General features: G+C 39.7%; 32 protein-coding genes and 1 pseudogene. 1 reads left to right on the top strand and 32 read right to left on the bottom strand.

Annotated features, from left to right (window positions below; all coding sequences use genetic code 11):
• Positions 1 to 145: 145 nt before the first annotated feature.
• Positions 146 to 1927, top strand: a complete 1782-nt coding sequence (locus ACFIJJ_RS02520; RefSeq protein WP_375645811.1) for a glucan ABC transporter ATP-binding protein/ permease — start codon at positions 146 to 148, stop codon at positions 1925 to 1927.
• A 1235-nt stretch (positions 1928 to 3162) separates the two neighbouring features.
• On the opposite strand, the gene alaS is transcribed toward ACFIJJ_RS02520, so the two are convergent.
• From alaS to ACFIJJ_RS02360, 32 genes and pseudogenes are all read right to left on the bottom strand, one after another.
• Complete coding sequence (gene alaS / locus ACFIJJ_RS02515; protein ID WP_375645809.1) at positions 3163 to 5829, bottom strand: alanine--tRNA ligase; 2667 nt, start codon at positions 5827 to 5829, stop codon at positions 3163 to 3165.
• Positions 5830 to 6034: 205 nt separating this feature from the next.
• Positions 6035 to 7078, bottom strand: coding sequence for a recombinase RecA (recA, locus tag ACFIJJ_RS02510; RefSeq protein ID WP_375622352.1), 1044 nt, complete (start codon positions 7076 to 7078; stop codon positions 6035 to 6037).
• Between the two features lie 987 nt (positions 7079 to 8065).
• Positions 8066 to 9391, bottom strand: a complete 1326-nt coding sequence (locus ACFIJJ_RS02505; RefSeq protein WP_375622351.1) for a replication-associated recombination protein A — start codon at positions 9389 to 9391, stop codon at positions 8066 to 8068.
• Positions 9392 to 9399: 8 nt separating this feature from the next.
• Positions 9400 to 10794 (bottom strand): DegQ family serine endoprotease, encoded by a 1395-nt coding sequence (locus ACFIJJ_RS02500; protein ID WP_375622350.1) that lies wholly within the window; start codon positions 10792 to 10794, stop codon positions 9400 to 9402.
• A gap of 266 nt (positions 10795 to 11060) precedes the next feature.
• A complete protein-coding gene (gene rplQ, locus ACFIJJ_RS02495) occupies positions 11061 to 11489 on the bottom strand; it encodes a 50S ribosomal protein L17 (protein WP_375622349.1) in 429 nt (142 codons plus the stop codon).
• Between the two features lie 24 nt (positions 11490 to 11513).
• On the bottom strand, positions 11514 to 12527 hold the full coding sequence (locus ACFIJJ_RS02490; RefSeq protein ID WP_375622348.1) for a DNA-directed RNA polymerase subunit alpha: 1014 nt from the start codon (positions 12525 to 12527) through the stop codon (positions 11514 to 11516).
• A 94-nt stretch (positions 12528 to 12621) separates the two neighbouring features.
• Positions 12622 to 13011, bottom strand: a complete 390-nt coding sequence (gene rpsK, locus ACFIJJ_RS02485; RefSeq protein ID WP_007347762.1) for a 30S ribosomal protein S11 — start codon at positions 13009 to 13011, stop codon at positions 12622 to 12624.
• A gap of 113 nt (positions 13012 to 13124) precedes the next feature.
• Positions 13125 to 13493 carry a 30S ribosomal protein S13 gene (gene rpsM, locus ACFIJJ_RS02480; RefSeq protein ID WP_375622347.1) on the bottom strand — a complete coding sequence of 123 codons (369 nt, stop codon included), beginning with the start codon at positions 13491 to 13493 and terminating at the stop codon, positions 13125 to 13127.
• 180 nt (positions 13494 to 13673) lie between these two features.
• The gene (locus tag ACFIJJ_RS02475) at positions 13674 to 14252 is read right to left on the bottom strand and encodes an adenylate kinase (RefSeq protein WP_375622346.1); all 579 of its coding nucleotides are present in this window, start codon (positions 14250 to 14252) and stop codon (positions 13674 to 13676) included.
• On the bottom strand, positions 14249 to 15595 hold the full coding sequence (gene secY, locus ACFIJJ_RS02470; RefSeq protein WP_375622345.1) for a preprotein translocase subunit SecY: 1347 nt from the start codon (positions 15593 to 15595) through the stop codon (positions 14249 to 14251). Before secY ends, ACFIJJ_RS02475 begins: the two co-directional genes overlap by 4 nt.
• A gap of 161 nt (positions 15596 to 15756) precedes the next feature.
• The gene (gene rplO / locus ACFIJJ_RS02465) at positions 15757 to 16224 is read right to left on the bottom strand and encodes a 50S ribosomal protein L15 (RefSeq protein WP_375622344.1); all 468 of its coding nucleotides are present in this window, start codon (positions 16222 to 16224) and stop codon (positions 15757 to 15759) included.
• Positions 16225 to 16244: 20 nt separating this feature from the next.
• Positions 16245 to 16451 (bottom strand): 50S ribosomal protein L30, encoded by a 207-nt coding sequence (gene rpmD, locus ACFIJJ_RS02460; RefSeq protein ID WP_375611481.1) that lies wholly within the window; start codon positions 16449 to 16451, stop codon positions 16245 to 16247.
• Between the two features lie 31 nt (positions 16452 to 16482).
• A complete protein-coding gene (gene rpsE, locus ACFIJJ_RS02455; RefSeq protein WP_375622343.1) occupies positions 16483 to 17031 on the bottom strand; it encodes a 30S ribosomal protein S5 in 549 nt (182 codons plus the stop codon).
• 111 nt (positions 17032 to 17142) lie between these two features.
• Positions 17143 to 17505: a 50S ribosomal protein L18 gene (rplR, locus tag ACFIJJ_RS02450; protein WP_375622342.1), complete on the bottom strand. Its 363-nt coding sequence runs from the start codon at positions 17503 to 17505 to the stop codon at positions 17143 to 17145.
• 12 nt (positions 17506 to 17517) lie between these two features.
• Positions 17518 to 18051, bottom strand: coding sequence for a 50S ribosomal protein L6 (gene rplF / locus ACFIJJ_RS02445; RefSeq protein ID WP_273791413.1), 534 nt, complete (start codon positions 18049 to 18051; stop codon positions 17518 to 17520).
• Between the two features lie 39 nt (positions 18052 to 18090).
• Positions 18091 to 18489 carry a 30S ribosomal protein S8 gene (gene rpsH / locus ACFIJJ_RS02440; protein WP_015856577.1) on the bottom strand — a complete coding sequence of 133 codons (399 nt, stop codon included), beginning with the start codon at positions 18487 to 18489 and terminating at the stop codon, positions 18091 to 18093.
• 14 nt (positions 18490 to 18503) lie between these two features.
• Positions 18504 to 18809, bottom strand: a complete 306-nt coding sequence (rpsN, locus tag ACFIJJ_RS02435) for a 30S ribosomal protein S14 (RefSeq protein ID WP_005773283.1) — start codon at positions 18807 to 18809, stop codon at positions 18504 to 18506.
• Positions 18810 to 18833: 24 nt separating this feature from the next.
• Positions 18834 to 19391: a 50S ribosomal protein L5 gene (gene rplE / locus ACFIJJ_RS02430; RefSeq protein ID WP_375611477.1), complete on the bottom strand. Its 558-nt coding sequence runs from the start codon at positions 19389 to 19391 to the stop codon at positions 18834 to 18836.
• The gene (gene rplX / locus ACFIJJ_RS02425; RefSeq protein WP_375645808.1) at positions 19384 to 19698 is read right to left on the bottom strand and encodes a 50S ribosomal protein L24; all 315 of its coding nucleotides are present in this window, start codon (positions 19696 to 19698) and stop codon (positions 19384 to 19386) included. Before rplX ends, rplE begins: the two co-directional genes overlap by 8 nt.
• A gap of 12 nt (positions 19699 to 19710) precedes the next feature.
• Positions 19711 to 20079, bottom strand: coding sequence for a 50S ribosomal protein L14 (gene rplN / locus ACFIJJ_RS02420; protein WP_004859184.1), 369 nt, complete (start codon positions 20077 to 20079; stop codon positions 19711 to 19713).
• Between the two features lie 144 nt (positions 20080 to 20223).
• Positions 20224 to 20463: a 30S ribosomal protein S17 gene (gene rpsQ / locus ACFIJJ_RS02415; RefSeq protein WP_012231991.1), complete on the bottom strand. Its 240-nt coding sequence runs from the start codon at positions 20461 to 20463 to the stop codon at positions 20224 to 20226.
• A gap of 11 nt (positions 20464 to 20474) precedes the next feature.
• Positions 20475 to 20675, bottom strand: a complete 201-nt coding sequence (gene rpmC / locus ACFIJJ_RS02410; protein ID WP_273791410.1) for a 50S ribosomal protein L29 — start codon at positions 20673 to 20675, stop codon at positions 20475 to 20477.
• 13 nt (positions 20676 to 20688) lie between these two features.
• Positions 20689 to 21102 carry a 50S ribosomal protein L16 gene (gene rplP / locus ACFIJJ_RS02405; protein ID WP_375645806.1) on the bottom strand — a complete coding sequence of 138 codons (414 nt, stop codon included), beginning with the start codon at positions 21100 to 21102 and terminating at the stop codon, positions 20689 to 20691.
• Positions 21103 to 21137: 35 nt separating this feature from the next.
• Positions 21138 to 21848 (bottom strand): 30S ribosomal protein S3, encoded by a 711-nt coding sequence (rpsC, locus tag ACFIJJ_RS02400; RefSeq protein ID WP_273791408.1) that lies wholly within the window; start codon positions 21846 to 21848, stop codon positions 21138 to 21140.
• On the bottom strand, positions 21848 to 22237 hold the full coding sequence (gene rplV, locus ACFIJJ_RS02395) for a 50S ribosomal protein L22 (protein ID WP_375645805.1): 390 nt from the start codon (positions 22235 to 22237) through the stop codon (positions 21848 to 21850). Before rplV ends, rpsC begins: the two co-directional genes overlap by 1 nt.
• Positions 22238 to 22239: 2 nt before the next feature.
• Positions 22240 to 22518, bottom strand: coding sequence for a 30S ribosomal protein S19 (rpsS, locus tag ACFIJJ_RS02390; protein WP_004855734.1), 279 nt, complete (start codon positions 22516 to 22518; stop codon positions 22240 to 22242).
• 15 nt (positions 22519 to 22533) lie between these two features.
• Entirely contained in the window at positions 22534 to 23367 is an 834-nt protein-coding gene (gene rplB, locus ACFIJJ_RS02385; RefSeq protein ID WP_375645804.1) for a 50S ribosomal protein L2, read from the bottom strand.
• Between the two features lie 20 nt (positions 23368 to 23387).
• Complete coding sequence (locus ACFIJJ_RS02380) at positions 23388 to 23681, bottom strand: 50S ribosomal protein L23 (protein ID WP_273723987.1); 294 nt, start codon at positions 23679 to 23681, stop codon at positions 23388 to 23390.
• The gene (gene rplD, locus ACFIJJ_RS02375) at positions 23678 to 24298 is read right to left on the bottom strand and encodes a 50S ribosomal protein L4 (protein WP_273791405.1); all 621 of its coding nucleotides are present in this window, start codon (positions 24296 to 24298) and stop codon (positions 23678 to 23680) included. Before rplD ends, ACFIJJ_RS02380 begins: the two co-directional genes overlap by 4 nt.
• Before the next feature lie 2 nt (positions 24299 to 24300).
• The gene (rplC, locus tag ACFIJJ_RS02370) at positions 24301 to 25038 is read right to left on the bottom strand and encodes a 50S ribosomal protein L3 (protein WP_273791404.1); all 738 of its coding nucleotides are present in this window, start codon (positions 25036 to 25038) and stop codon (positions 24301 to 24303) included.
• Positions 25039 to 25065: 27 nt separating this feature from the next.
• Positions 25066 to 25374: a 30S ribosomal protein S10 gene (rpsJ, locus tag ACFIJJ_RS02365; protein ID WP_005773267.1), complete on the bottom strand. Its 309-nt coding sequence runs from the start codon at positions 25372 to 25374 to the stop codon at positions 25066 to 25068.
• Between the two features lie 61 nt (positions 25375 to 25435).
• Positions 25436 to 25498, bottom strand: a pseudogene (locus ACFIJJ_RS02360) (elongation factor Tu); the annotation flags it as partial.

Here is a 25498-nt window from a genome sequence, read left to right as displayed (position 1 = left end):
TCATATTTTAGTTGGCTTTATCACACCATATTACAGTTAGTATCCAAAATTGCCTTTTCTTAACGTTCAAATTTTATTAGCTAAAAATTAAGCGTTATAAAAATCAACAGCCTTTACGCTTAACAGCGAATGGAGATAATTAACAGTGTCCTTATTCAAAACCTATGCACGTGTTCTCACTTACCTAAACAGAGAAAAAAATGCATCCCTTTTAATCTGTACTGCTAATGTTATGTTAGCGATTATCACCATTGCAGAACCTATTTTATTTGGACGCGTTATTGATTCTATTACAGAAAAATTAGCTATCCTCCCTACTCTTGCCATTTGGGTTGGTTTTGGACTTTCACATATTATCGCTTATGTCCTTGTTGCTCGCGGTGCAGACCGCTTAGCCCATAGACGTCGCTTAACAGTTTTAACGGAATCTTTCGAACGTATCATTGCCATGCCTTTAATTTGGCATCAACAACGTGGGACTTCCAACGCACTCCATACACTTTTGCGCGCTATAGATTCCATGTCAACCATATGGCTTGATTTTATGCGCCAACATCTCTCAACACTTGTCGCCTTATTGGTTCTCATCCCCATAGCCTTTAATATGAATTGGCGTCTTTCAATAGTCTTGGTTGTGCTTGCCATCATTTATGTATTAATTGCACGTTTAGTGATGCGAAAAACAAAAGACGGACAAGCCGCTGTAGAATGCTACCACCACAACCTTTTTAAACATGTCAGTGATTCAATCTCTAATGTTTCCATTGTACAAAGTTATAACCGAATAAAAGAAGAAACTTCTATACTGCATCAACATACAAATGCTCTTCTTAAAGCACAAAATCCTGTTCTCAATTGGTGGGCGCTCGCCAGTGGCTTAAATCGAATGGCTTCAACAATTTCAATCGTTTGTGTTCTTCTCCTTGGAGCTTTTTTTGTTGCAAAAGATCAATTACGGGTAGGTGAAGTCGTTGCTTTTGTTGGATTTGCACAACTCATGATTAGCCGCCTAGACCAAATGAGCAATTTTATTAATTGTGCAATATCCTCACAAGCAAAACTGCAAGAATTTTTTGAAATGGAAGACTCAACCTTTCATATTAACGAACCGCAAAATCTTCCTTCCCTCCAAAATGTTAAAGGCGCCATACAATTTCATCACGTGACCTATCAATTCCCAAATTCTTCTCAAGGTGTTTTTGATATTTCCTTTGAGGTTAAAGCAGGACAAACTGTTGCGATTGTAGGACCAACAGGGGCTGGAAAAACAACATTGATCAATCTGTTGCAGCGCGTATACGACCCTACCCTTGGGCATATCTCCATTGATGGAATAAATATATGCTCGATCAATCGCGAATCTTTACGCAAATCTTTAGCAACAGTATTTCAAGACTCGGGTCTTTTCAACCGTACTATTCATGACAATATCTCAATAGGAAAAGCGAGCGCAACGAATGAAGAACTTTATGAAGCCGCAAAAATAGCAGAAGCTCACGATTTTATTCTAAAAAAAGCTGACTGTTATAATACAATGGTGGGCGAACGAGGATCTCAATTATCAGGTGGAGAAAAACAACGACTAGCAATTGCACGCGCTGTTTTAAAAAATGCCCCTATTCTCATTCTAGATGAAGCAACAAGCGCTCTTGATGTTGAAACAGAGGCACGTGTCAAAGATGCTCTCGATTGCATAAGCCATAACCGTACTACTTTTATTATAGCACATCGCCTCTCAACAGTACGCAATGCTGATGTGATACTCTTTCTGGATCATGGTCACTTAATGGAAAAAGGAAACTTTCAAGAATTAATCGATAAAGGGGGACGTTTCTCTAATTTTTTAAAGGCAAGTGGTTTAACAATCAAACCACTAGAAAGAGAAGGAGAAAATGTTATTCCCTTACATGAAGCCATAGCTTCATAAAAACGATACTCTTCATAGATCTTATGCAAAAACTGTCTCTTCAATACAATAAGAGTGCTTATATGATACAAGTAAAAAGATTTCTAAAAATGCCACAATCCATTTTAGGTATTTAAGACAAATATTAAAACAGTTTAGTATTTTCTCTGCTATTGCAATTTTACTAGATTGGGACAAAAATATTTCCCTATATCTGTATATATTGACGAGTATACATTCTCATTTAGGGAAAATGTAAAGGTAAAAACAATTTCCAGTTTTACCGTCTTCTTTTTACTCAGCTTTACGAATTTCAAAACGAACTAAAGAAATATCTTTTAAATAATGAATATTATGTATTGCTTTGCACTTTTGTTTATCACGTTCTTTATAGTCCTCGCATAAAGAACAGAACATCATTGTTTTGCACATTCATATGATTTTTTTAAGAAACATTTCTCAATGCTCTTAAGCCCATTTCACAACGACATTCGTGAGTGGTTTTGATTAATTTAACATACACAGAATTTGAAATAATAAAATCCTACGAATATTCGTAGCTCTTATTCAAAAGATAAAATGATAAATTATCATTATAACTCAATGTATTAAAGCAATTTTATCATAAATAAATTAAATATTAATCTAAATCTTTAGATTTATGTGATATTCCTTTGATTTATATTGATAATTCATTACTTTATAACTTGAAATAAAGATTTATAAAGATAGGAGAATATTCTTTTCAAAACCTTTTAATAATAAACCAAAAACTGTGTACATAACAAGCAAAATGAAAACAATAGCTCTAAGATATAACAACTCTTTTATAAGTCTTTTCAAGGAAAGAGATTTTATTCATTTGAAAACTAATAGAATAATGACAGCTTATAACTTTATAAGGATAATCGTATGCAATAAATCTTGTACTATTCCTTTCATAAAAAGAGATATTTCTTCAAAAAATCTATAAGAGCAACATAATAACTATTCTTCCCAGTAAAAGAATACACAGCAAAGCATGAAGTGCTGCATAATCTATCTTATCTTAAAAAAGTGACTCCTGAAACGCTTGGAAGCTATAAAGCCAAATGATACAGTGGTGATAAAGACAAACACTGTCTTTATCTTTACAATTGTATTTTCCCCAATTACGCTGTATCTGCATTTCAGAAATACACCAGACAGATATTCATGATACATAGATGCCAACCCAATATAACAATGTGAAAAACACCTATGCAGAATGATTTAATTTAATTTTTTTCAAGAAAATCTTTTAATGCCGCAAATGCCTCATCAGCTTTGTTCCCCTCAGGACCACCAGCCTGTGCCATATCAGAACGGCCACCTCCACCTTTACCACCAAGAATCGCTGAAAGAATACGAACGAGATCTACAGCATTTAACTTATCCGTTAAATCATCTGTAACGCCGACAACAGCACTCCCTTTTCCATCCTCCGTGACACTAATAAAAGCAACCACTCCAGATCCAATTTGTTTTTTCTCAGAATCGACGAGTGCCTTAAGATCCCGTGGTAAAATATTTTTAACAACGCGTCCAGTAAAAGAAAGCCCATTGATGATGGTAATATCACCTTGGCTTCTTTCTGTTACTCCACCGCTCAACACCATTTTCTTGCGTACATCATTCAACTCTTTTTCAAGTTTACGACGATCATCAAGCAAAATTCGCACCCGTTCTTCCACACCAGCAGAAGAAGTTTTTAAAAGATCAGCAATTTCATGAATACGCTCATCTTGGCGGCTAAGATAAAGACGTGCTTCTTTGCCTGTTAAAGCTTCAATACGCCGCACTCCAGCTGAAACAGAACTTTCAGAAACAATATGAATTAAACCAATATCACCTGTTTGCTCCACATGAGTCCCTCCACAAAGCTCAATTGACCAACGCTTTTTTAATCCTCCCAGTTCAAGGAGCTCCCCCATAGAAACAACGCGAACTTCATCACCATATTTTTCCCCAAACAATGCCATGGCTCCTTCAGAAATTGCATCATCTACAGCCATGAGACGCGTTACGACCTTACTATTTTGCAAAACAATCTCATTGGCTAAATCTTCTATTTTTTTCAACTCTTCTGGTGAAACGGATTTTGGATGAGAAAAATCAAAACGCAACCGATCTGGCGATACAAGAGAGCCCTTTTGAGTAACATGATCCCCCAATATTTGGCGTAAAGCTTCGTGTAACAAATGAGTAGCAGAGTGATTCGCACGAATTTTCTTACGACGAACAATATCAACCGTTAATTCGACACAATCAGACCTCGATGCCTGACCAGATTTCACCTCCCCAATATGGATAAAAACACCATCACCCTTTCTTTGGGTATCATGCACCTCAAAAATAAAATTTTCACCAGAAATAATACCGCTATCACCAATTTGCCCACCAGATTCACCATAAAAAGGCGTCTGATTAACAACAAGCATAGCTTTCTGACCTGAAGAAATATGATCAACAATTTTACCATCACACACAAGAGCTGTAAGAATTCCTTCAGCTTTTTCTGTTTCATAACCCAAAAATTCTGTAGCCCCCACTTGATCACGAACAGAAAACCAGATCTTTTCTGTTACAGCTTCCCCAGAACCAGACCAATTGGCACGCGCTTCCTCTTTTTGGCGTTCCATCGCTTTATCAAAGGTATCAACATCAACAGATATTCCACGACGCCGCAAAACATCTTGCGTCAAATCAAGCGGAAAACCATAGGTATCATAGAGCTTGAAAGCAACTTCACCATTCAAATAGTCCCCTTCTTTAAGATTAGTACTTGCTTCGTTCAACAAACCAAGTCCTCGTTCAAGCGTTTTACGAAACTGTATTTCTTCTAACTTCAAAATTTCTGAAATCAAAGATTCTGCACGCACCAATTCAGGATAAGCTTGTCCCATTTCGCGAATTAAAGCAGGCAAAAGTCGCCACATTAAGGGCTCTTTAGCACCAAAAAGATGGGCATGACGCATAGCACGGCGCATAATACGACGTAAAACATATCCTCTTCCTTCATTAGAAGGAAGCACACCATCAGCAATCAAAAATGCAGATGAGCGAAGATGATCAGCAATAACACGATGGCTGGCAATAAAATCACCCTTTGCCTCAATCCCTGTAATTTCTTCTGACGCAGCAATTAATGCACGAAAAAGATCAATGTCATAATTATCATGAACACCCTGTAAAACAGCAGCAATACGCTCTAATCCCATGCCTGTATCAATAGAAGGATGAGGTAAGTTAACACGTTCTTCCTTGGAAACTTGCTCATACTGCATAAAAACAAGATTCCAAATCTCAATAAAGCGATCCCCATCTTCAGTAGCACTTCCAGGAGGACCGCCCCAGATTTCATCACCATGATCATAAAAAATCTCCGAACAAGGTCCACAAGGTCCTGTTTCTCCCATCGACCAAAAATTATCAGCCGTCGCAATACGAACAATTTTTTCATCTGGAAGACCAGAAATTTTACGCCACAGTTCGGCAGCAACATCATCACTCTGATAAACTGTCACCAATAATTTATCTTTTGGCAGGCAAAATTCCTTTGTTAAAAGATTCCATGATAAAAAAATGGCTTCTTCTTTAAAATAATCACCGAAAGAAAAATTACCCAGCATTTCAAAAAATGTATGATGGCGCGCCGTATAACCAACATTATCAAGATCATTATGCTTTCCACCTGCACGAACACATTTTTGTGCCGTTGTTGCCTGCGTATAAGGGGGCTGTTCAAGCCCAGTAAAAACATTTTTAAACTGCACCATCCCTGCATTTGTAAACATAAGTGTAGGATCATTACGTGGAACGAGAGGGCTAGAAGAAAGAACTTTATGCCCATTACGATGAAAATAATCCAAAAATGTTGACCGAATATTATTAACACTATTCATGTTGACACCTGCTCAATACAGCACAAAACCATAAAAGAAAAATTCCCCCTCATTAAATCCTCTTCGCCACGCATGGAGTCAATTTAATCAAAAATGGAATATTTGTTTTAAAAAATTGAGAATAAAATGACTGCGTATTTAAAAACTCAAACAAAAAACAGAAAAATCTTAAAGGAAAAAAAATATAGACGAAAAAAACGCCCCATCAAATAGCTTCATCACTTTCTGTATTTTCTGACCCTGCATTTTCTAGCAGTTCAATGGCAATCAAACCAGCATTTTGGCGCAAAGCCGCTTCAATTTCTGCTGCGACTTCCGCATGTTCACGTAAAAACTGCTTTGCATTTTCACGTCCCTGTCCTAAACGCTGAGAATTATAAGAAAACCATGCACCAGATTTTTCCACAATGCCAACCTTGACACCCAAATCAATCAATTCACCTACTTTGGAAATACCTTCACCATAAATAATATCAAACTCAACCTGTTTGAATGGAGGTGCCAATTTATTTTTCACCACTTTAACGCGCGTCTGATTACCAACGATTGAATCCCTATCTTTAATGGATCCAATGCGACGAATATCTAAACGAACAGAAGCATAAAACTTTAAAGCGTTTCCACCCGTTGTCGTTTCAGGAGAACCAAACATCACACCAATTTTCATGCGAATTTGATTAATAAAAACAACCATACAGTTAGAGCGAAAAATTGCTGCGGTTAATTTTCGTAACGCTTTACTCATTAACCGAGCTTGCAATCCGGGCAAAGCATCACCCATTTCACCGTCAATTTCTGCTCGCGGTGTTAAAGCTGCAACAGAATCCACAACAAGCACATCAACTGCACCAGAACGAACCAATGTCTCCGTAATTTCCAATGCCTGTTCACCGGTATCTGGCTGAGAAATGAACAAATTCTCTAAATCAACACCAAGTTTACGTGCATAAATAGGATCAAGCGCATGCTCTGCATCAATAAAAGCACAAATCCCACCACCTTTCTGTGCCTCAGCAATAGCATGGAGAGCCAATGTTGTTTTCCCAGAACTTTCTGGTCCATAAATCTCAACAATACGCCCCTTCGGTAATCCACCAATCCCTAAAGCAATATCCAAGGATAACGACCCTGTTGGAACTGTTTCGATTTCAACAACCTGCTCTTTTTGCCCAAGACGCATAATCGAGCCTTTACCAAAAGAACGTTCAATTTGTGAGAGAGCAGCATCGAGAGCTTTTGTTTTATCCACGATTATATCCTTGACCGATTCATAATAACCTAAAACCTTAGTGTACACTGTACTTTTAATTTAACTAAAGGCTTGAGTTTAGATTTTCACAGACTATTTTCATTCTTATCTTCACATTATGCCCATAAACATTCATGACCATCACAATAAAGAATTGGCATTGCTTATCTTATGACACAAAATAAATTCCAATAAAACAATACTTCCATAGGAGAGCAAGTTAACATATTTATATCTCTCTAGAAAAGGAACAATTTAATTTTAAACACAATGTTCTACAGCCCTTCTGCTTATCCCTTTGATTAAATACTTGAGAGACTAAGAATTCTCCTGCTATTGATCACAAAAAAAACGCATCATCAATCAACCTCATACCCTATTGCATCGAAGAACAAAACGCCATTGTGTTGCATATTCATACACTTGATTTAAGAAACATCTCTCAAAACTTCTAAGCTCATTTTGTGACAACACCTATGAATGTGGTATACTGCAAAACCCTTTGGGCGCCACCATCTTTACACTATAGAAGGAGAAAGCTGGAACCATCACACTATTTATCATCCTCCAATATTGCGACAGCTCTCGGCACTTGAGACAATTCATAAGAGGGATTTTTTAGTCCTTTCTTGTACAGTTTTTATTACACGCTAATCCTGCTTGTAACCTGCAAGCGAATGATTTGATTGATTCAACAAATAACAGGCTTGGAATGAGAAAAATTTACGGTATTTGAGACCTTCATTCAACTTACGAAACAGTAAATTATCATTATAAATCAATATATTATTTAATAAAAACAAAAAAATAAAGCAGCTTAAAAGTTGAATGATATATTTAAATTTGACAAAATATGTACTTTCGAAGATATCAAAAAAAACCTCTACAAGCAATGCAATAAATGTTTAAAATATAAGCTAAATCTCTCATACAATAATATAAGAGATAAAACAATAAATCCAAGATCAAGAAAAAACGTATTTCAACTCAAATTTTATTTTGATCTTTACGTTTTTTGCGCAACTGTTGCCACCACTCAAGACGTTTCACAATTTCACGCTCAAAACCACGCTCAACTGGTTTATAATAACTCTGACGTCCAAGTTTTTCGGGAAAATATTCTTGTCCTGAAAAAGCGTCTGGTTCATCATGGTCATAACAATAACCACTTCCATACCCTTCTTCCTTCATAAATTTCGTAGGTGCGTTAAGGATATGCTTAGGTGGCGGCAAAGAACCACTTTTGCGTGCACAACGCAATGCTGCTTTATACGCGAGATATGTTGCATTTGACTTTGGCGCAGTTGCAACATAAAGACAAGCTTGTGCCAACGCCAATTCTCCCTCAGGAGACCCTAAATAATCATAGGCATCCTTTGCCGCATTACAGATGACAAGAGCTTGAGGATCTGCCAAACCAACATCTTCAACAGCCATACGAACCAATCTTCGCCCAATATAGAGAGGATCTTCACCAGCATCCAACATACGTGCCAAATAATAAAGCGCCGCATCAGGATCAGATCCACGAACAGATTTATGCAAAGCTGAAATGAGATTATAATGCCCTTCTCGTCCTTTATCATAAATGGGTGCACGACGCTGAATAACCTTTTGCAAAGCAACAACATCAAGAATCTCTCCTAATGGCGCAATAGACCAAACTTCCTCTGCCAATGTCAACGCTACCCGTGCATCACCATCAGACATCTCTATCAAAACGTCTCTGGCATCATTATCCAAGGGAAGAAATTTTCCCTCCACTTCTTCAACACGCCTCAAAAGCATATCCAAACTTTCATGATCATGAGAAAGAAATGTTAAAACACGTGCACGCGAAAGAAGGGCAGCATTAAGTTCAAAAGAAGGATTTTCGGTTGTTGCACCTATAAGGACCACAGTACCATCTTCCATAACAGGAAGAAAACTATCCTGCTGTGCACGATTAAACCGATGAATTTCATCAACAAAAAGAAGTGTTTTATCCCCAGACATAAAACGTCTTTGCGCAACTTCAAAAATCTTTTTAAGTTCAGAAACTCCTGTAAAAATAGCAGAAACTTGTTCAAACGCGAAATTTGTTTCAAGGGCCAACAAACGTGCAACGGTTGTTTTTCCCGTCCCTGGAGGTCCCCAAAAAATCATCGATCCAATTGAGCCAGCTGCCACCATACGTGAAAGCAAACCATCCTCTCCAATCAAATGCTTTTGTCCTACAACATCATTGAGAGAACAAGGGCGCATTCTTTCTGCAAGTGGCTGACTTTTATTAACTTGAAGATCAAACGACGAAGTAAAAAAATCTTTCTTCAAAAAAAACCTCAACGAATAAATTGGCGAATATACATCCCATCACGTTCATATTCCAATTGCCAAGTACGCGAACGCGCTTGCATAAGAATCTTTTTCAACTGATGAACTGTTTGAATTTTATGGCCATTTACAACACGTAGGATATCTCCTGACTGAAAAATTCCAGCAGCATTGCTCATTTCATCAAGATTGGTAATCACAACCCCTTTTGCCGATATAGGAAGATGAAAACGTTGACTATTTTGCGGTGTTAAATCTAACACTTCAGCACCAGCAAGAGGACTGTCACCCGTAATTTTTTCAGATTTTAAAAATGCAGTTTCTGATATCGATGAAACTGTTATTTGTGTTTTTAAAGTTTTTCCACTCCGTAAATATTCCAAAGCAAGACTATGATCAACGTCAGCTGTCATCAAACGATACCCAAGACTATCTGGACTGTCAACGCGTACCCCCTGCACACTTAAAATAACATCACCTACTTTCAATCCAGCTTTTTCAGCAGGACTATCTTTGATAACCTCAATAATCAAAGCACCATAGGGACGTTCTAAACCTAAACCACCAGCAATATCAGCTGTAACATTTTGAAAAGAAGCCCCAATATAAGGCGGTACAAAATATTTTCCACCGCGTTTAACAGTATCAAGCATCACTTTTACAAGATTAACCGGAATAGCAAAACCAATCCCTACAGAACCACCGGAACGCGAATAAATAGCCGTATTAATCCCGATTAACTCACCTTTCATATCAATCAAAGCGCCACCCGAATTCCCTGGATTAATGGCAGCATCTGTTTGAATAAAAAAGTCAAAATCAGAAATCCCAACACGTGTACGCGCTTGCGCTGAAACAATACCACTTGTAACTGTTTGACCAACACCAAAAGGATTACCAATAGCAAGAACAAGATCACCAACTTCAACAGTATCAGAGTTTCCCAAAGGCAAAACGGGAAATTGAGCATCTTTTTCCTTAACTTCAAGAATTGCAATATCAGTCGCTTCATCTTTGAGCACGACCTTACTCTCAAACTCTCGCCCATCAGAAAAAGCCACTTTAATTTCGCTTGCATCTTTAATGACGTGGTAATTTGTAACAATCAAACCACGTGCATCAACAATCACCCCTGATCCTAATGACGATTGCTTACGGACAGGAAAATTATTTTGAAAACGACCAAAAAATTGCTCAAAAAATGGATCACCTTCAAAAGGTGATCGTGCTCTAATTTGTCGAGCGGCATAAATATTTACAACAGATGGAACTGTCTTTTTAACTAAAGGAGCAAATGAAAGAGTGATTTCTGTTTGTGTTTGAGGAACATGAGCATATACATGATCAAATGATATCTGCATCATAATTGCAAAAAAAATCCGCACCCAAAAAGAATACCTCATAATCCACTCCTTATAAAATCAGCACATTCTGTTGAAGATTAATAGAATAAAAAACGCATCCCCGCAAACTAAGGACTTCTATTAATATTTCATAATAGAGAATAAAAACAACCTATTTGAACAATAAATATTATAAAAATAAGATAATTCAATATTCTATAATTTTCTCTCTCCACCTATTTCTCAACTAAAACAAACTTAAAAATGCTCACAAAAAAACCGCCCAAGACAAGGCGGCCTTTAAAAATCCAACAGATAAAAAAACTTTATGAAGATGTCCCCTTTTCATTCTCAGAAGTTTCTATACGAGCACGATCCCCAGCACCCTTCGCTTCAACATCACGATCAACAAATTCTATAACAGCCATTGGTGCATTATCTCCGGTACGAAACCCCGCTTTCATAATACGCAAATACCCACCGTTGCGTGACGCATAACGCGGCGCAAGCGTATCAAATAATTTTGCAACCTTTCCTGCATCACGAAGTGCTGCAATCGCTTGCCGACGCGCATGCAAACCACCACGCTTACCAAGAGTAACGAGTTTTTCAACAATAGGACGAATTTCTTTAGCCTTTGGAAGCGTTGTCACAATCTGCTCATGCTCGATCAACGAAGTTGCCATATTTGCAAACATCGCTTTACGGTGACTGGCAGTACGATTTAACTTACGTCCTGACTTACTATGGCGCATAAGCCCTCTCCTTAAATTCTAATTCTAATATTGATCTTCATAACGTTTTGCAAGATCATCAATGTTTTCAGGCGGCCACGCCGGAATTTCCATCCCAAGATGTAAACCCATACACGCCAAAACTTCTTTAATCTCATTCAACGATTTGCGACCAAAGTTCGGTGTCCGAAGCATTTCAGCTTCTGTTTTTTGAATCAGATCACCAATATAGACAATATTATCATTCTTAAGACAATTTGCCGAACGAACTGAAAGTTCTAATTCATCCACTTTTTTGAGAAGTGCAGGATTAAAAGAAAGCTCAGAGTCAGCCTCTTCAACAGGCTCCTTCTGTGGCTCTTCAAAGTTAATAAATAACGATAATTGATCTTGAAGAATGCGCGCTGCAAAAGCAACAGCATCCTCACCATTAACAGCACCGTTTGTTTCAATCGTGAGCGTTAATTTATCATAATCGAGAACTTGACCTTCGCGTGTATTTTCTACTTTATAAGATACCTTACGGATTGGTGAATAAAGACTATCAATTGGAATAAGCCCTATACGTGCATCATCAACACAATTACGATCAGATGGAACATACCCCTTTCCTGTGTTGACAATAAATTCCATGCGAATTTCAGCTTCTTCATCAAGAGTACAAATAACATGATCTGGATTTAGAATTTCCATATCCCCAACTGTACTGATATCTCCCGCTTTCACGACACCAGGCCCCTCTTTATAAACGACGACACGTTTAGGCCCTTCTTCTTCCATACGAAGCGCAATTTCTTTTATATTCAGAATAATATCCGTAACATCCTCACGCACACCTGGAATCGATGAAAATTCATGTAAGACACCGTCAATCTGCACAGCAGTAATAGCAGCACCACGAAGCGAAGATAACAACACGCGACGAAGCGCATTTCCTAACGTTAAACCAAAACCACGCTCAAGAGGTTCAGCAATCACACTTATAATATTTGGATTATCATGCGCACATGATTCAACCTTATTGGGTTTAATAAGTTCCTGCCAGTTTTTCTGGATCATATTTTTATTCCCGTTCTTTAGTTCCGTTACCATTCAATCGTAACGACCAATGTGAACATCAGAGAAATCTCCGACAACAAAAAACAACACCCAATTAAACACGCCGCCTTTTCCGCGGACGACATCCATTATGAGGAATTGGTGTTACATCGCGAATAGAAGTAATGACAAAACCAACAGATTGCAATGCACGTAGAGCAGATTCACGCCCTGATCCAGGTCCACAAACTTCAACTTCCAAAGAACGCATACCATGCTCTTGCGCTTTTCTTGCACAATCCTCCGCAGCAACTTGAGCGGCAAAAGGTGTCGATTTACGTGCACCTTTAAACCCCTGAGCCCCCGCAGATGACCAAGCAATTGCATTACCCTGAGCATCAGTAATCGTAATCATTGTGTTATTAAATGTTGAATTAATATGCACAACACCCGATGAAATATTTTTACGTTCGCGACGACGAACACGTGTGGCTTCCTTGGCCATAATTTCCCTTTCAACGATCTCATCACTGCCGTAACATCAGCAGCTCCACCTTTTTTCCTTGTCAAACAAATCAAACAAGAAAAAGAATATATAAAAACCTTCCACAAAGGCCCTTATTTCTTCTTACCAGCAATTGCCTTAGCCGGACCTTTACGCGTACGAGCATTCGTATGCGTACGCTGCCCTCGAACAGGCAAAGACCGACGATGACGCAATCCCCGATAACAACCAAGGTCCATCAAACGCTTAACATTCATAGCAACGTCACGACGAAGATCACCTTCAACTTGATAACCTTGATCTATCGCCTCACGAATCTGCAGCACCTCAGCATCTGAAAGCTCATGCACACGACGCCCCAAAGGAATACCAACTCTTTCAATAATTTCTTGAGCAAATTTTGGTCCAATCCCGTGGATATATTGAAGCGCAATAATTACACGCTTATTTGTCGGGATATTGACGCCAGCAATACGAGCCACGCCTACTCTCCTTAGTTATTTTGACAAATTGTTATAAAATACCTGATATACCTTACAGAAAAAAAATAGACTCAGAAAAAATTCTTCCGAATCCTCTTATTTCACTAAAATAAATTAAATTTACTTCTGATAGATTTCATCTCAAAAGTCAACTCTTTTCATTTATTTCTAAAAAAAATCTCATGAAAGAAAACCTCTAATCATACGTGTCACTTCAGCAATACCAATCATTCCATCAATAACCTTCAACATTCCCCTCTCTGAATAAAATTTTGATAAGGGAGCTGTTTTTTCACGATATTCTACTAATCTTTTTGCAAAAGCAACAGGATTGTCATCTAAACGAGCCTGTTCACCAGCCGCTATTGTTTCCTCAACACGCTTCTTCATACGTTCAATCAACATGTCTTCATCAACACACAACTCAATAACAGCATCAAGCCGCATATTTTTTGAATCTAGTATCTGTTGCAACGCTTCCGCCTGCCCCACAGTTCGCGGATACCCATCCAAAACAAAACCATTGACACAATCAGCTTCATCAATCCGATCTGATACGATTTGGTTAACAATACTATCAGGAACCAAAGCACCAGAACTTATAATAGCTTTAGCTTTTTTACCAATCTCCGTTTCTTTGGCAATCACCTCACGCAACATATCTCCTGTTGATAAATGAGGAATGTTATATTCCTCAGTCAACATTTTTGCTTGCGTACCTTTTCCCGCTCCAGGAGGACCTAAAAGAATAACTCTCATCGATTCCTTCTACCTCCACGAAGTTTTGATTTTTTTATCAACCCTTCATATTGGTGAGCAACAAGATGCCCCTGAATTTGAGAAACCGTATCAAGTGTAACAGTAACAACAATCAACAAGGATGTTCCCCCAAGATAAAAAGGAACCTGTAATGCAGATATCATAAATTCAGGTAACAAACAAACCAAGATAATATAAACAGCGCCCACAACAGTAATACGCGTCAAAACATAATCAATATATTCGGCTGTACGCTCACCTGGACGAATCCCTGGAATAAAGCCAGAATGCTTTTTCAACTGATCTGCAGTATCACTTGGATTAAACACAATAGCTGTATAAAAAAAGCAAAAAAACGCCATTAAAGATGCATAAATAATCATATAAAGTGGCTGTCCATGACCAAGAGAATAAGAAATTGCCTGAACCCATTGTGGCATTTTATCAGAAAAATTATTAATAGTGGCAGGTAATAATAATAAAGATGAAGCAAAAATAGGTGGAATAACACCAGCAGTATTCAACTTTAAAGGAAGATGCGACATATCTCCTTGAAACATTTGATTACCGACCTGACGTTTCGGATACTGGATAAGAATTCGCCGTTGGGCGCGCTCTATAAAAACAATAAGCCCAATAACCAAAACCGCAATAAGAACGATTGCTATTAAAAGAAAAGTTGATAAATCAGCCTGGCTATGAGCTGTCAAAAGCTGAGCAAAAGTAGAAGGAAAGTTAGCTACAATCCCTGTAAAAATGATAAGAGAAACTCCATTACCAACACCGCGTGACGTAATTTGCTCGCCAAGCCACATGAGAAACATTGTCCCACCAACAAGTGTAATAACAGAAGAGACACGAAACATAAGACCTGGTTCTAAAACAATTTGAAGCCCTGTCCCTATACCACTTTCAAGCGCAACCGCGATACCAAAAGCTTGTAGAATTGCCAATACGACTGTTACATAACGCGTATATTGATTAATAATCTTACGACCTAAATCCCCTTCTTTTTTAAGAGTTTCCAAAGAAGGAATAATAGATGTTAATAATTGTACAATAATAGACGCTGAAATATAAGGCATTATGCCTAGAGCAAAAATTGCCATACGCCCAACAGCACCCCCAGCAAACATATTAAAGAGTCCTAATACACCCGATGCATGATGCTCAAATGTTTGCCGTAAAGCATCAATATTAATACCTGGAAGAGAGATATAAGTGCCAAAACGATATACAAGAAGTGCCGCCAGAGTAAACCAGATGCGTTTTTTTAATTCAGTTGCACGCGAAAAGGTACCGAAGTTTATATTGGAAGCAAATTGCTCTGCTGCTGATGCCATAAAACGTCTCCACTTCACACTCCAGTTCTTTAAATCACAGAAGTATAATCCTAAAATTCATATATGCATACACAAATAAATGCAGAAATTAAACAATTCTCCACAAAAGATTCCACAAAGCAGATGTAATTCTTCTTTAGGTCTCGATTCATATTAAAAAATTATCGAGCAATATCAGGAAGAATAACTTGACCACCCACTTTTTCAATCTTAACACGAGCAGCTTGTGAAGCACCAGAAACATGAAAGGTAATCTTAGCCGTCAAATCACCATCAGAAAGAAGACGAACCCCATCTTTTTCACGACGAATAATACCAGCCTCTTTCAAAGCAATCATATCAACAGGCTTTTCAATATTCAACTTACCTGCATCAACTGCCAACTGAATACGTCCTAGTGAAACTTCATTGTAGATTTTGGCAAAGAAATTTCTAAACCCACGTTTTGGCAAACGACGATAGATAGGCATCTGCCCACCCTCAAAACCATTAAGGGAAACACCAGAACGTGATTTTTGCCCTTTTACACCACGACCACCAGTCTTACCCGTACCGGAACCAATACCACGCCCAACACGCTTACGATTTTTTATTGCGCCTTCGCAGTCACGCAGTTCATTGAGTTTCATATCTAATACTCCCGCAACCCTTAACCTTCATCTATAACGCGAACAAGATGCCGAACCCGAGCAATCATACCCCGCACACAAAGTGTATCATCTAAAACGCGCCGACGACGCATTTTATTTAGTCCAAGCCCCTTTAAGGTTGCACGCTGAATCTGTGAGTTTCGAATAGGGCTTCCAATTTGCTCCACCGTCACAGTTTTACCACTCTGAGATTTTTTCTGAACCATTTTCTAATTCCTTTTCTGATAATCTCAGAAACTACCCTTCTAGGTCGACTAAATGGCGACGACGCGCCTGCAAAGTCGAATATTTTATACCACGTTGAGCAGCAATATCTCTAGGATGCATTTGATGTTTCAATGCATCAAATGTTGCACGAACCATGTTATAAGGATTCGACGATCCTAGCGATTTTGCAACGACATCCTGCATACCAAGAGCTTCAAAAATAGCACGCATCGGTCCCCCAGCAATAATACCAGTACCAGCAGAAGCCGAACGTAGCAAAACACGCCCAGCTCCGTGACGACCCTCAAGATCATGATGCAATGTACGCCCAGACCGAAGCGGAACATAAATCATCCCACGTTTTGCAGATTCCGTTGCTTTACGAACGGCTTCTGGAACTTCGCGGGCTTTACCATGTCCAAAACCCACACGCCCTTTTTGATCTCCAACGACAACAAGAGCAGCAAAACCAAAACGCCGACCACCCTTTACAACTTTAGCAACACGATTGATATGCACGAGCCTATCGACAAATTCACTATCGCGTTCTTCTCTATCACCACGTTCTTTTTGTGCCATTCCTCATTCCTTTTTCTTTTCCGGAAGCACGATAACAAAGTCCCTCATCAAACTGAAAGAACTCAAACGAAATACTCTAAACACTCCTTACTCATTCATAAATAAGAAATTTTAGAAATTCAAACCACCTTCACGAGCAGCTTCAGCTAAAGCTTTGACTCGACCATGGTACACATACGCTCCACGATCAAAAACCACCTCATTAACACCCGCTTTCTTCGCACGCTCAGCAATTAACTTACCAACAGCAAAAGCAGCTTTTTTATCCGCACCACTCTTTAACGACTTTTTTAAATCACTTTCAAGAGTAGAGGCTGAAACAAGTGTACATCCCCGCGAATCATCAATAACTTGAGCATAAATGTTCTGATTTGAACGATAAACACTAAGCCGAGGACGATCATGAGAAACCATTTTAATTCTACGACGAACACGCCTTGCACGACGTTGGATAATGTCCTTAGATGAAACCATAATACAAAATCCTTATTTCTTTTTACCTTCTTTACGGAAGATACGCTCATCTGCATGCTTAACACCTTTACCTTTATAAGGCTCAGGCCTACGATACTCACGAATTTCCGCTGCAACCTGTCCAACTTGCTGTTTATCAATTCCAGAAACAACAATTTCCGTTGGCTTAGGAACAGTCACAGTAACACCCGAAGGAACTTTATAAACCACATCATGCGAAAAGCCTAGAGATAGTTGAACATCCTTACCCTGCAAAGCAGCACGATAACCAACCCCATTAATCTCCAACCTCTTTTCAAAGCCATCTTTCACACCACAAAAAATGTTCTCAATCATTGAGCGCGACATACCCCATTTAGAACGCGCATCTTTTGACTGATCCCGCGGCATAACTGATATGATATTTTCCTCAAGTTTGACTAAGACTTCATCATTGACGACGTAACTCAGCTCACCTTTTGGACCTTTTGCCTTAACCAGCTGACCTTCAACAGTAGCAGTAACTCCAGAAGGAATTGAAATGGGTTTCTTTCCAATACGAGACATTGTTCTAACCTACTTTTTCTTCCGTTTTCTTGACATAACTTAGAAAACACGACAAAGGAGTTCTCCACCAACATTCTGTTCACGCGCCTCATGATCTGCCATAACGCCTTTAGGAGTCGATAAAATCGAAATACCAAGGCCATTTGCCACCTGAGGAAGTGACTTAGCAGAAACATACACACGACGCCCTGGCTTTGATACACGTGAAATCTCACGAATAGCAGCCAGCCCTTCAAAATACTTCAATTCGATTTCAATCTCCGCTTTTCCATCACCTAAATCAATTTGATTATATCCGCGAATATAACCTTCCGACTGAAGAACATCAAGAACGTGCGCACGAAGCTTCGAAGCTGGAGTAACTACTTTACCTTTTTTACGACCAAGTGCATTACGAATACGTGTTAACATATCACCAAGAGGATCTGACATAGACATTAAATAATCTCCTCTTACCAACTAGACTTTACAATACCAGGAATATGGCCAATAGAGCCAAGCTCACGCAACGCAATTCGCGACATTTTTAATTTGCGATAATAAGCTCGCGGACGACCTGAAACCTCACAGCGATTACGAATACGAACTTTCGAAGAATTACGCGGCAACTCTGCCAACTGAACAGAAGCTTTAAAACGTTCTTCAAGAGAAACCTTCTGATCCATAACTATTGCTTTCAAACGTGCACGACGGGCAGCATAACGTTTTACCATCACCTCACGACGCTTATTTTTTTCAACGGCACTTACTTTGGCCATAATTTCACCTCACTACGTTTGCCGTTACGAACGAAAAGGAAAATTAAAAGCACGCAATAACTCACGAGCTTCATCATCCGTTTTTGCTGTCGTACAAACAATAATATCCATGCCCCAAATTTGATCAACTTTATCATAGTTGATTTCTGGAAACACAATGTGTTCTTTAATACCCATAGCAAAATTGCCACGACCATCAAAACTCTTTGGATTTAAACCACGAAAGTCACGAACCCGCGGAAGAGCAATCGTAACAAGACGATCTAAAAACTCAAACATACGATCTTTACGCAATGTAACTTTAGCTCCAAGAGGCATTCCTTCACGAACCTTAAAGGTTGCAATAGAATTACGTGCACGCGTAACAACAGCCTTCTGACCCGTTATTAGCCCCAAATCCTCAGCAGCAAGGGAAGGCTTCTTCGAATCAGCAGTTGCTTCACCTATCCCCATATTTATTACAACTTTATCAATCCTCGGAATTTGCATCGCATTTCTGTAATTAAACTTCTCTTGAAGCACTTTACGAATTACTTCAAAATAATGCGCTTTCATACGCGGTATTTGTCTTTCCTCAGCCATTAATCAACTCTCCCGAACGCTTGGCAAAACGCACCTTATTACCATCTGCATTCATACGAAAGCCTACACGTGTAGGCTTACCATCTTTAGGATCAGCAATCGCCAAATTAGACAGATGAATCGGAGCTTCTTTAGAAATAATTCCAGCTTCTTGCTTCTGCGTTTGACGTTGATGACGTTTAATCATATTAACCCCACGAACAAAAGCCTTGTTCTCTTTTGGACTAACCTTAATTACTTCACCACTACATCCTTTATCCTTACCGGACAAAACGACAACTTTATCACCTTTTCGAATCTTCTGCATAACATTCACTCCTTACAGAACTTCAGGAGCAAGCGAGATGATCTTCATATGATTCCTACCACGCAATTCGCGAGGAACAGGTCCAAAGATACGAGTGCCGATCGGCTCTTTTTTATTATCCACTAAAACCGCAGCATTACCATCAAAACGAATGACACTACCATCTGCGCGACGAATATCCTTAGCAGTACGAACCACAACAGCTTTCATAACATCACCTTTTTTAACACGGCCACGAGGAATTGCATCCTTAACCGAAACAACAATAATGTCACCGACCGAAGCATATTTTCGCTTTGAACCGCCTAACACTTTGATGCACATGACACGACGCGCTCCAGAATTATCAGCAACATCGAGGTTTGTTTGCATCTGAATCATGACTGGCCACCTTCTCTTAACACATATATCCGACTGTACCTTTTACACACTCGGATTTGCCTGCCAAATAACGATAAAGTCATCGCTTTCAAATTTATCAATGATAAAAACACTGTTAAATTCTAAAACAATAAACTCAACTCATTACGCTACATTGTCTTTTACAACAATCCAACATTTATCTTTCGAAATTGGTCTAGATTCTTGAATAGAAACTTGATCCCCAATCTTGAATTGGTTGTTTTCGTCATGCGCTTTGTAATTTTTAGACTGCCGAACAGTCTTCTTAAGAAGCGGATGAGAATAACGGCGCTCAACTTTGACAACAACAGTCTTATCACTTTTGTCGCTAATAACAACACCCTGCAAAACGCGTTTAGGCATCTCTTATTTCCTTAAACCTTAGTTTCACTTATCTTTTGACGCAGAAAAGTTTTAATACGCGCAATATCACGACGAACTTGTCTAACGCGCGCAGTCTTTTCTAATTGACCTGTTGCTTTTTGAAAACGCAAATTAAATTGCTCTTTCTTTAACTTAGCCAATTCATCTTTCATTTGATCGAGCGTTTGCGCCCGTAATTCTGTGGCTCTCATCGCTTAACCTCAATTATTCAGCAATACGCTGGATGAAACGCGTTTTTATAGGCAACTTTGCAGCACCCAATCTTAGTGCTTCACGTGCAACATCCTCCGGAACACCATCAAGCTCAAACATGATACGCCCAGGAGCAACACGCGCAGCCCAATAATCAACACTTCCCTTACCTTTACCCATACGAACTTCAGTCGGTTTAGATGTAACCGGAAGATCTGGAAAAATGCGAATCCACACACGACCAGAACGCTTCATATAACGTGTAATCGCACGACGCGCCGCTTCAATTTGACGAGCCGTAACCCGCTCCGGCTCAACAGCCTTCAAACCGTAGGCACCGAAATTCAAATCCGTACCACCCTTCGAAAAACCGTGAATACGGCCTTTGAACTGTTTACGGAACTTTGTGCGCTTTGGCTGCAACATTGTTCTCTACTCCAAATTTTAGTTCAATCTCAAAACTAAGCATTTTCGCGGCGACGATTCGATGAAGAACCAGATTGATCAGCTTCCGTAGCACGACGTTCTGAAGCCATCGGATCATGCTCAAGAATCTCACCCTTAAAGACCCAAACTTTAATACCACAAATACCATAAGCGGTCTTAGCTTCTGCTGTACCGTAATCAACATCAGAACGCAAGGTATGAAGTGGAACACGACCTTCACGATACCATTCCATACGAGCAATTTCAGCACCACCAAGACGGCCAGAACAATTGATACGAATACCTTCCGCACCAAGACGCATAGCAGACTGAACAGCACGCTTCATTGCACGACGAAAAGCAACACGACGCTCTAACTGTTGAGCAATTGATTGCGCAATAATTGTCGCATCAATCTCCGGTTTACGAATCTCCACAATATTCAATGAAGTTTCAGCATCCGTCATTTCTGAGAGTTTACGACGAAGCTTTTCGATATCAGCACCTTTTTTACCAATAATCAAACCAGGACGTGCAGAATGAATCGTAATACGACACTTTTTATGAGGACGCTCAATAACGACCTTAGAAATAGCCGCCTGTTTAAGCTCCTCAAGCACATATGAACGAATTTTCAAGTCTTCATGAAGAAGGCGCCCATATTCACCACTATCAGCATACCAACGAGAATCCCAAGTCCGATTAACACCAAGACGAAGTCCTATTGGATTGATCTTCTGACCCATTACGCGGCCTCCACTTTTTCGGTAACTTCACGAACAATAACAGTAAGATGCGAAAACGGACGTTCAATTCTACTCGCACGCCCTCGACCACGAACATGAAAGCGCTTCATCACTATCGACTTACCAACATAAGCTTCCGCCACAACAAGCGAATCAATATCAAGATCGTGGTTATTTTCTGCATTTGCAATTGCTGATTCAAGCGTTTTTTTCACAGTACCAGCAATACGCTTGCGTGAAAACATCAAATCAGCCAGAGCGACATTAACTCTTTTACCACGAATCATTGCAGCAACTAAATTAAGCTTCTGCGGACTAACACGAATTGTCCGTGTGACAGCTCTTGCTTCATTATCTTTAAGCTGGCGCGAAACTTTAGCTTTTCCCATTCCTACTTCCTCTTCGCTTTTTTATCGGCACCATGACCATAATAAGTCCGGGTAGGAGCGAACTCACCAAACTTATGCCCAACCATCTCTTCAGAAACAGAAACAGGAATATGCTTATTACCGTTGTAAACACCAAAAGTTAAACCAACAAATTGCGGCAAAATAGTAGAGCGACGACTCCATATTTTTATAACTTCATTGCGCCCACTTGCACGTACCTTCTCTGCTTTACCAAGAAGATAGCCGTCAACAAACGGACCTTTCCAAACTGAACGAACCACTTCAGACTACCTTTCTCATTTCTTGCGTTGATGACGCGTACGCATAATAAACTTATCAGTGGCTTTATTGGAGCGCGTACGCTTACCTTTCGTAGACTTACCCCAAGGAGACACTGGATGACGCCCCCCCGATGTACGACCTTCACCACCACCATGTGGATGATCAACAGGGTTCATAGCAACACCACGAACATGTGGTCGTTTACCACGCCAACGCGACCGACCTGCCTTACCATCATTAATATTCCCATGATCAGGATTTGAAACAGCGCCAACAGTTGCAAAACAGCTACTCGGAACCAAACGCTGTTCACCAGAATTTAAACGAAGAATAGCCATACCGTGATCTCGTCCAACCAACTGCGCATAAGCACCTGCTGAACGTGCAATCTGTCCGCCTTTTCCTGGTTTCATCTCAACATTATGAATAATTGTACCTACAGGCATATTAGCAAGAGGCATAGCATTACCCGGTTTAACATCCACATTTAAACCAGCCATAACAGAATCACCAACACCAAGTCGCTGTGGCGCAAGAATATAACTCAATTGCCCATCCTCATAGCGGATTAAAGCAATAAAAGCGGTACGATTAGGATCGTATTCTAAACGCTCAACCTTTGCTGAAACATCACGTTTAAGACGCTTAAAGTCGACAAACCGATAACTTCGTTTATGTCCACCACCCTGAAAACGAGCAGTAACACGACCGCGATTATTACGTCCACCCTTTGAAGATAAACCTTCAGTTAACATCTTTACAGGTTTTCCCTTATAAAGACAAGAACGTTCCACAATAACAAGCTGACGTTGCCCAGGTGTCGTTGGATTAAATTGCTTAAGTGCCATTATTCCTATCTCCGAGCCTCTTAAAGACCTGTCGAAACGTCGATAGTCTGACCACTGGCCAGAGTCACGATCGCTTTTTTGACATCACTCTGCCGACCAACTATACCTTTGAAACGCTTCACTTTACCCTTACGGACTATCGTGTTAACTGCTTTAACTTTTACGCTAAAAAGCGCTTCAATAGCAGCCTTAATTTCAGGCTTCGTCGCTTTCGGCGCGACATTAAAAGCAACTTGATTATATTCAGAAATCATTGTCGCCTTTTCAGTAATAACTGGACTAATAATTATATCATAATGGCGAAGATCTGTCATTTAAAACGCTCCTCAAGAGCCTCAACAGCTGCTTTTGATAAAACAAGTTTGCTGCGACGCAAAATATCATAAACATTAATTCCCTGAATAGGCAAAATGTCAATATTCGGAATATTAGAGGCTGCACGAAAAAAGTTAATATCAATCTCTTTACCACCGATTAAGAGAGCGTTATTAAATCCAAGCTTAGAAAAATGAGAAACAAGCATTTTCGTTTTAGCATCCTTAACAGTCAACTCATCTACAATAATTAAATCTTTTGCTTTTAATTTTGCAGATAAAGCAAGACGCAACCCAAGAGCACGAATCTTTTTAGGAAGATCATGCGCATGGCTACGAACCACTGGTCCATGTGCCTTACCCCCACCTCTAAACTGCGGTGCACGTGCAGATGAATGTCGAGCACGTCCCGTTCCTTTCTGTTTAAACATTTTTGCCCCTGTTCGCGACACATCAGAACGACCTTGAGATTGATGACTTCCCTGCTGACGACGTGCAAGCTGCCAACGAACAACACGTTGCAAAATATCCTCACGCGGAACAAGATCAAAAATAGCTTCAGAAACCTTTAATTTACCAGCTTCATTACCATCAAGAGTTTTAATTACAAGATCCATTATTAGGCTCCCTCAACTTCAGAGGTTTCCGTCACCGGAGTAACCATTTCCGCTTTCTCCTTCACAAGACGGCGAATACCGGCAGGCTTTGGAGCATTATCAGGAAGACGCTTTTTCACAGCATCCCGTATCAAAATCCAAGAACCTTTAGAACCAGAAACAGCACCACGCACCAAAATTAAACCACGCTCACTATCAGTGGAAATAACTTCAATATTCTGTGTTGTTACACGCACTTGCCCCATATGGCCAGCCATTTTTTTGCCTTTAAAAACTTTACCAGGATCTTGGCACTGTCCTGTAGAACCATGAGCACGATGTGTGATCGAATTACCATGGGAAGCACGATGCCCACCAAAGTTATGTCGTTTCATAACACCAGCAAACCCCTTACCAATACTGGTACCAGTCACATCAACTCTTTGCCCTGGAACAAAATGTTCCACTGTAATCTCAGTACCAACATCAAGAAGATTATCAGGACTTACACGAAACTCTGCTATTTTGGCTTTAGGCTCAACAGAAGCCTTAGCAAAATGTCCACGAAGAGCTTGCGAAGTATTTTTAACCTTAGCAAAGCCTACACCTAATTGAACAGCAGTATAACCATTCTTTTCAACTGTACGCTGAGCAACGACTTGACAATTCTCCAAACGAAGTACCGTCACCGGCACATGCTCACCAGCATCATTATAAATACGGGTCATGCCCAGCTTCTGTGCTATTACACCTGAACGCATCGGGTCTGTTCCTTCCGTCCTCAAACCTCAGAGCTTAATTTCTACATCCACACCAGCAGAAAGATCGAGCTTCATAAGCGCATCCACTGTTTGCGGCGTTGGATCAACAATGTCAAGAAGACGCTTATGTGTTCGCATCTCAAACTGCTCACGACTCTTCTTATCGATATGCGGTCCACGATTGACCGTAAACTTCTCAATCCGCGTCGGAAGCGGAATGGGACCACGGACATTTGCACCGGTACGTTTAGCAGTCGATACAATCTCACGCGTCGACGTATCAAGAATTCTATGATCAAACGCTTTCAAGCGAATGCGAATATTTTGACTGTTCATGCTCTTTATTTCCCTGTTATACAAAGTGCCTTCAATAATCAAAGCACTCAACAAGCATTATTTATTCAATGATCTTAGAGACGATACCGGCACCAACAGTACGACCACCTTCACGAATAGCAAA

It is taken from the genome of Bartonella sp. TT29SHDZB, assembly GCF_042193395.1.
Classification (GTDB): Bacteria; Pseudomonadota; Alphaproteobacteria; order Rhizobiales; family Rhizobiaceae; genus Bartonella.
Note: the sequence above shows the minus strand (reverse complement) of the source record. Positions and strands in the feature narration are given on the sequence as shown.

Bases quoted from the DNA above. Each gene is read 5' to 3' on its own strand.
- alaS (WP_375645809.1), bottom strand. From the start codon at position 5,829: ATGAATAGTGTTAATAATATTCGGTCAACATTTTTGGATTATTTTCAT.
- ACFIJJ_RS02500 (WP_375622350.1), bottom strand. From the start codon at position 10,794: ATGAGGTATTCTTTTTGGGTGCGGATTTTTTTTGCAATTATGATGCAG.
- rplQ (WP_375622349.1), bottom strand. From the start codon at position 11,489: ATGCGCCATAGTAAGTCAGGACGTAAGTTAAATCGTACTGCCAGTCAC.
- ACFIJJ_RS02490 (WP_375622348.1), bottom strand. From the start codon at position 12,527: ATGATCCAGAAAAACTGGCAGGAACTTATTAAACCCAATAAGGTTGAA.
- rpsK (WP_007347762.1), bottom strand. From the start codon at position 13,011: ATGGCCAAGGAAGCCACACGTGTTCGTCGTCGCGAACGTAAAAATATT.
- ACFIJJ_RS02475 (WP_375622346.1), bottom strand. From the start codon at position 14,252: ATGAGAGTTATTCTTTTAGGTCCTCCTGGAGCGGGAAAAGGTACGCAA.
- secY (WP_375622345.1), bottom strand. From the start codon at position 15,595: ATGGCATCAGCAGCAGAGCAATTTGCTTCCAATATAAACTTCGGTACC.
- rplO (WP_375622344.1), bottom strand. From the start codon at position 16,224: ATGAAACTCAATGAACTGCGTGACTGCGAAGGCGCAATAAAAAATCGT.
- rpmD (WP_375611481.1), bottom strand. From the start codon at position 16,451: ATGGTTCAGAAAAAATCTCAGAGTGGTAAAACTGTGACGGTGGAGCAA.
- rpsE (WP_375622343.1), bottom strand. From the start codon at position 17,031: ATGGCACAAAAAGAACGTGGTGATAGAGAAGAACGCGATAGTGAATTT.
- rplR (WP_375622342.1), bottom strand. From the start codon at position 17,505: ATGGTTTCATCTAAGGACATTATCCAACGTCGTGCAAGGCGTGTTCGT.
- rplF (WP_273791413.1), bottom strand. From the start codon at position 18,051: ATGTCTCGTATTGGAAAGAAACCCATTTCAATTCCTTCTGGAGTTACT.
- rpsH (WP_015856577.1), bottom strand. From the start codon at position 18,489: ATGTCTATGTCAGATCCTCTTGGTGATATGTTAACACGTATTCGTAAT.
- rpsN (WP_005773283.1), bottom strand. From the start codon at position 18,809: ATGGCCAAAGTAAGTGCCGTTGAAAAAAATAAGCGTCGTGAGGTGATG.
- rplE (WP_375611477.1), bottom strand. From the start codon at position 19,391: ATGGCTGAGGAAAGACAAATACCGCGTATGAAAGCGCATTATTTTGAA.
- rplX (WP_375645808.1), bottom strand. From the start codon at position 19,698: ATGCAGAAGATTCGAAAAGGTGATAAAGTTGTCGTTTTGTCCGGTAAG.
- rplN (WP_004859184.1), bottom strand. From the start codon at position 20,079: ATGATTCAGATGCAAACAAACCTCGATGTTGCTGATAATTCTGGAGCG.
- rpsQ (WP_012231991.1), bottom strand. From the start codon at position 20,463: ATGCCTAAACGCGTTTTGCAGGGTGTTGTTATTAGCGACAAAAGTGAT.
- rpmC (WP_273791410.1), bottom strand. From the start codon at position 20,675: ATGAGAGCCACAGAATTACGGGCGCAAACGCTCGATCAAATGAAAGAT.
- rplP (WP_375645806.1), bottom strand. From the start codon at position 21,102: ATGTTGCAGCCAAAGCGCACAAAGTTCCGTAAACAGTTCAAAGGCCGT.
- rpsC (WP_273791408.1), bottom strand. From the start codon at position 21,848: ATGGGTCAGAAGATCAATCCAATAGGACTTCGTCTTGGTGTTAATCGG.
- rplV (WP_375645805.1), bottom strand. From the start codon at position 22,237: ATGGGAAAAGCTAAAGTTTCGCGCCAGCTTAAAGATAATGAAGCAAGA.
- rplB (WP_375645804.1), bottom strand. From the start codon at position 23,367: ATGGCACTTAAGCAATTTAATCCAACGACACCTGGGCAACGTCAGCTT.
- ACFIJJ_RS02380 (WP_273723987.1), bottom strand. From the start codon at position 23,681: ATGACAGATCTTCGCCATTATGATATAATTATTAGTCCAGTTATTACT.
- rplD (WP_273791405.1), bottom strand. From the start codon at position 24,298: ATGGATCTTGTAATTAAAACTCTTGATGGTAATGAAGCTGGTAAATTA.
- rplC (WP_273791404.1), bottom strand. From the start codon at position 25,038: ATGCGTTCAGGTGTAATAGCACAGAAGCTGGGCATGACCCGTATTTAT.
- rpsJ (WP_005773267.1), bottom strand. From the start codon at position 25,374: ATGAACAGTCAAAATATTCGCATTCGCTTGAAAGCGTTTGATCATAGA.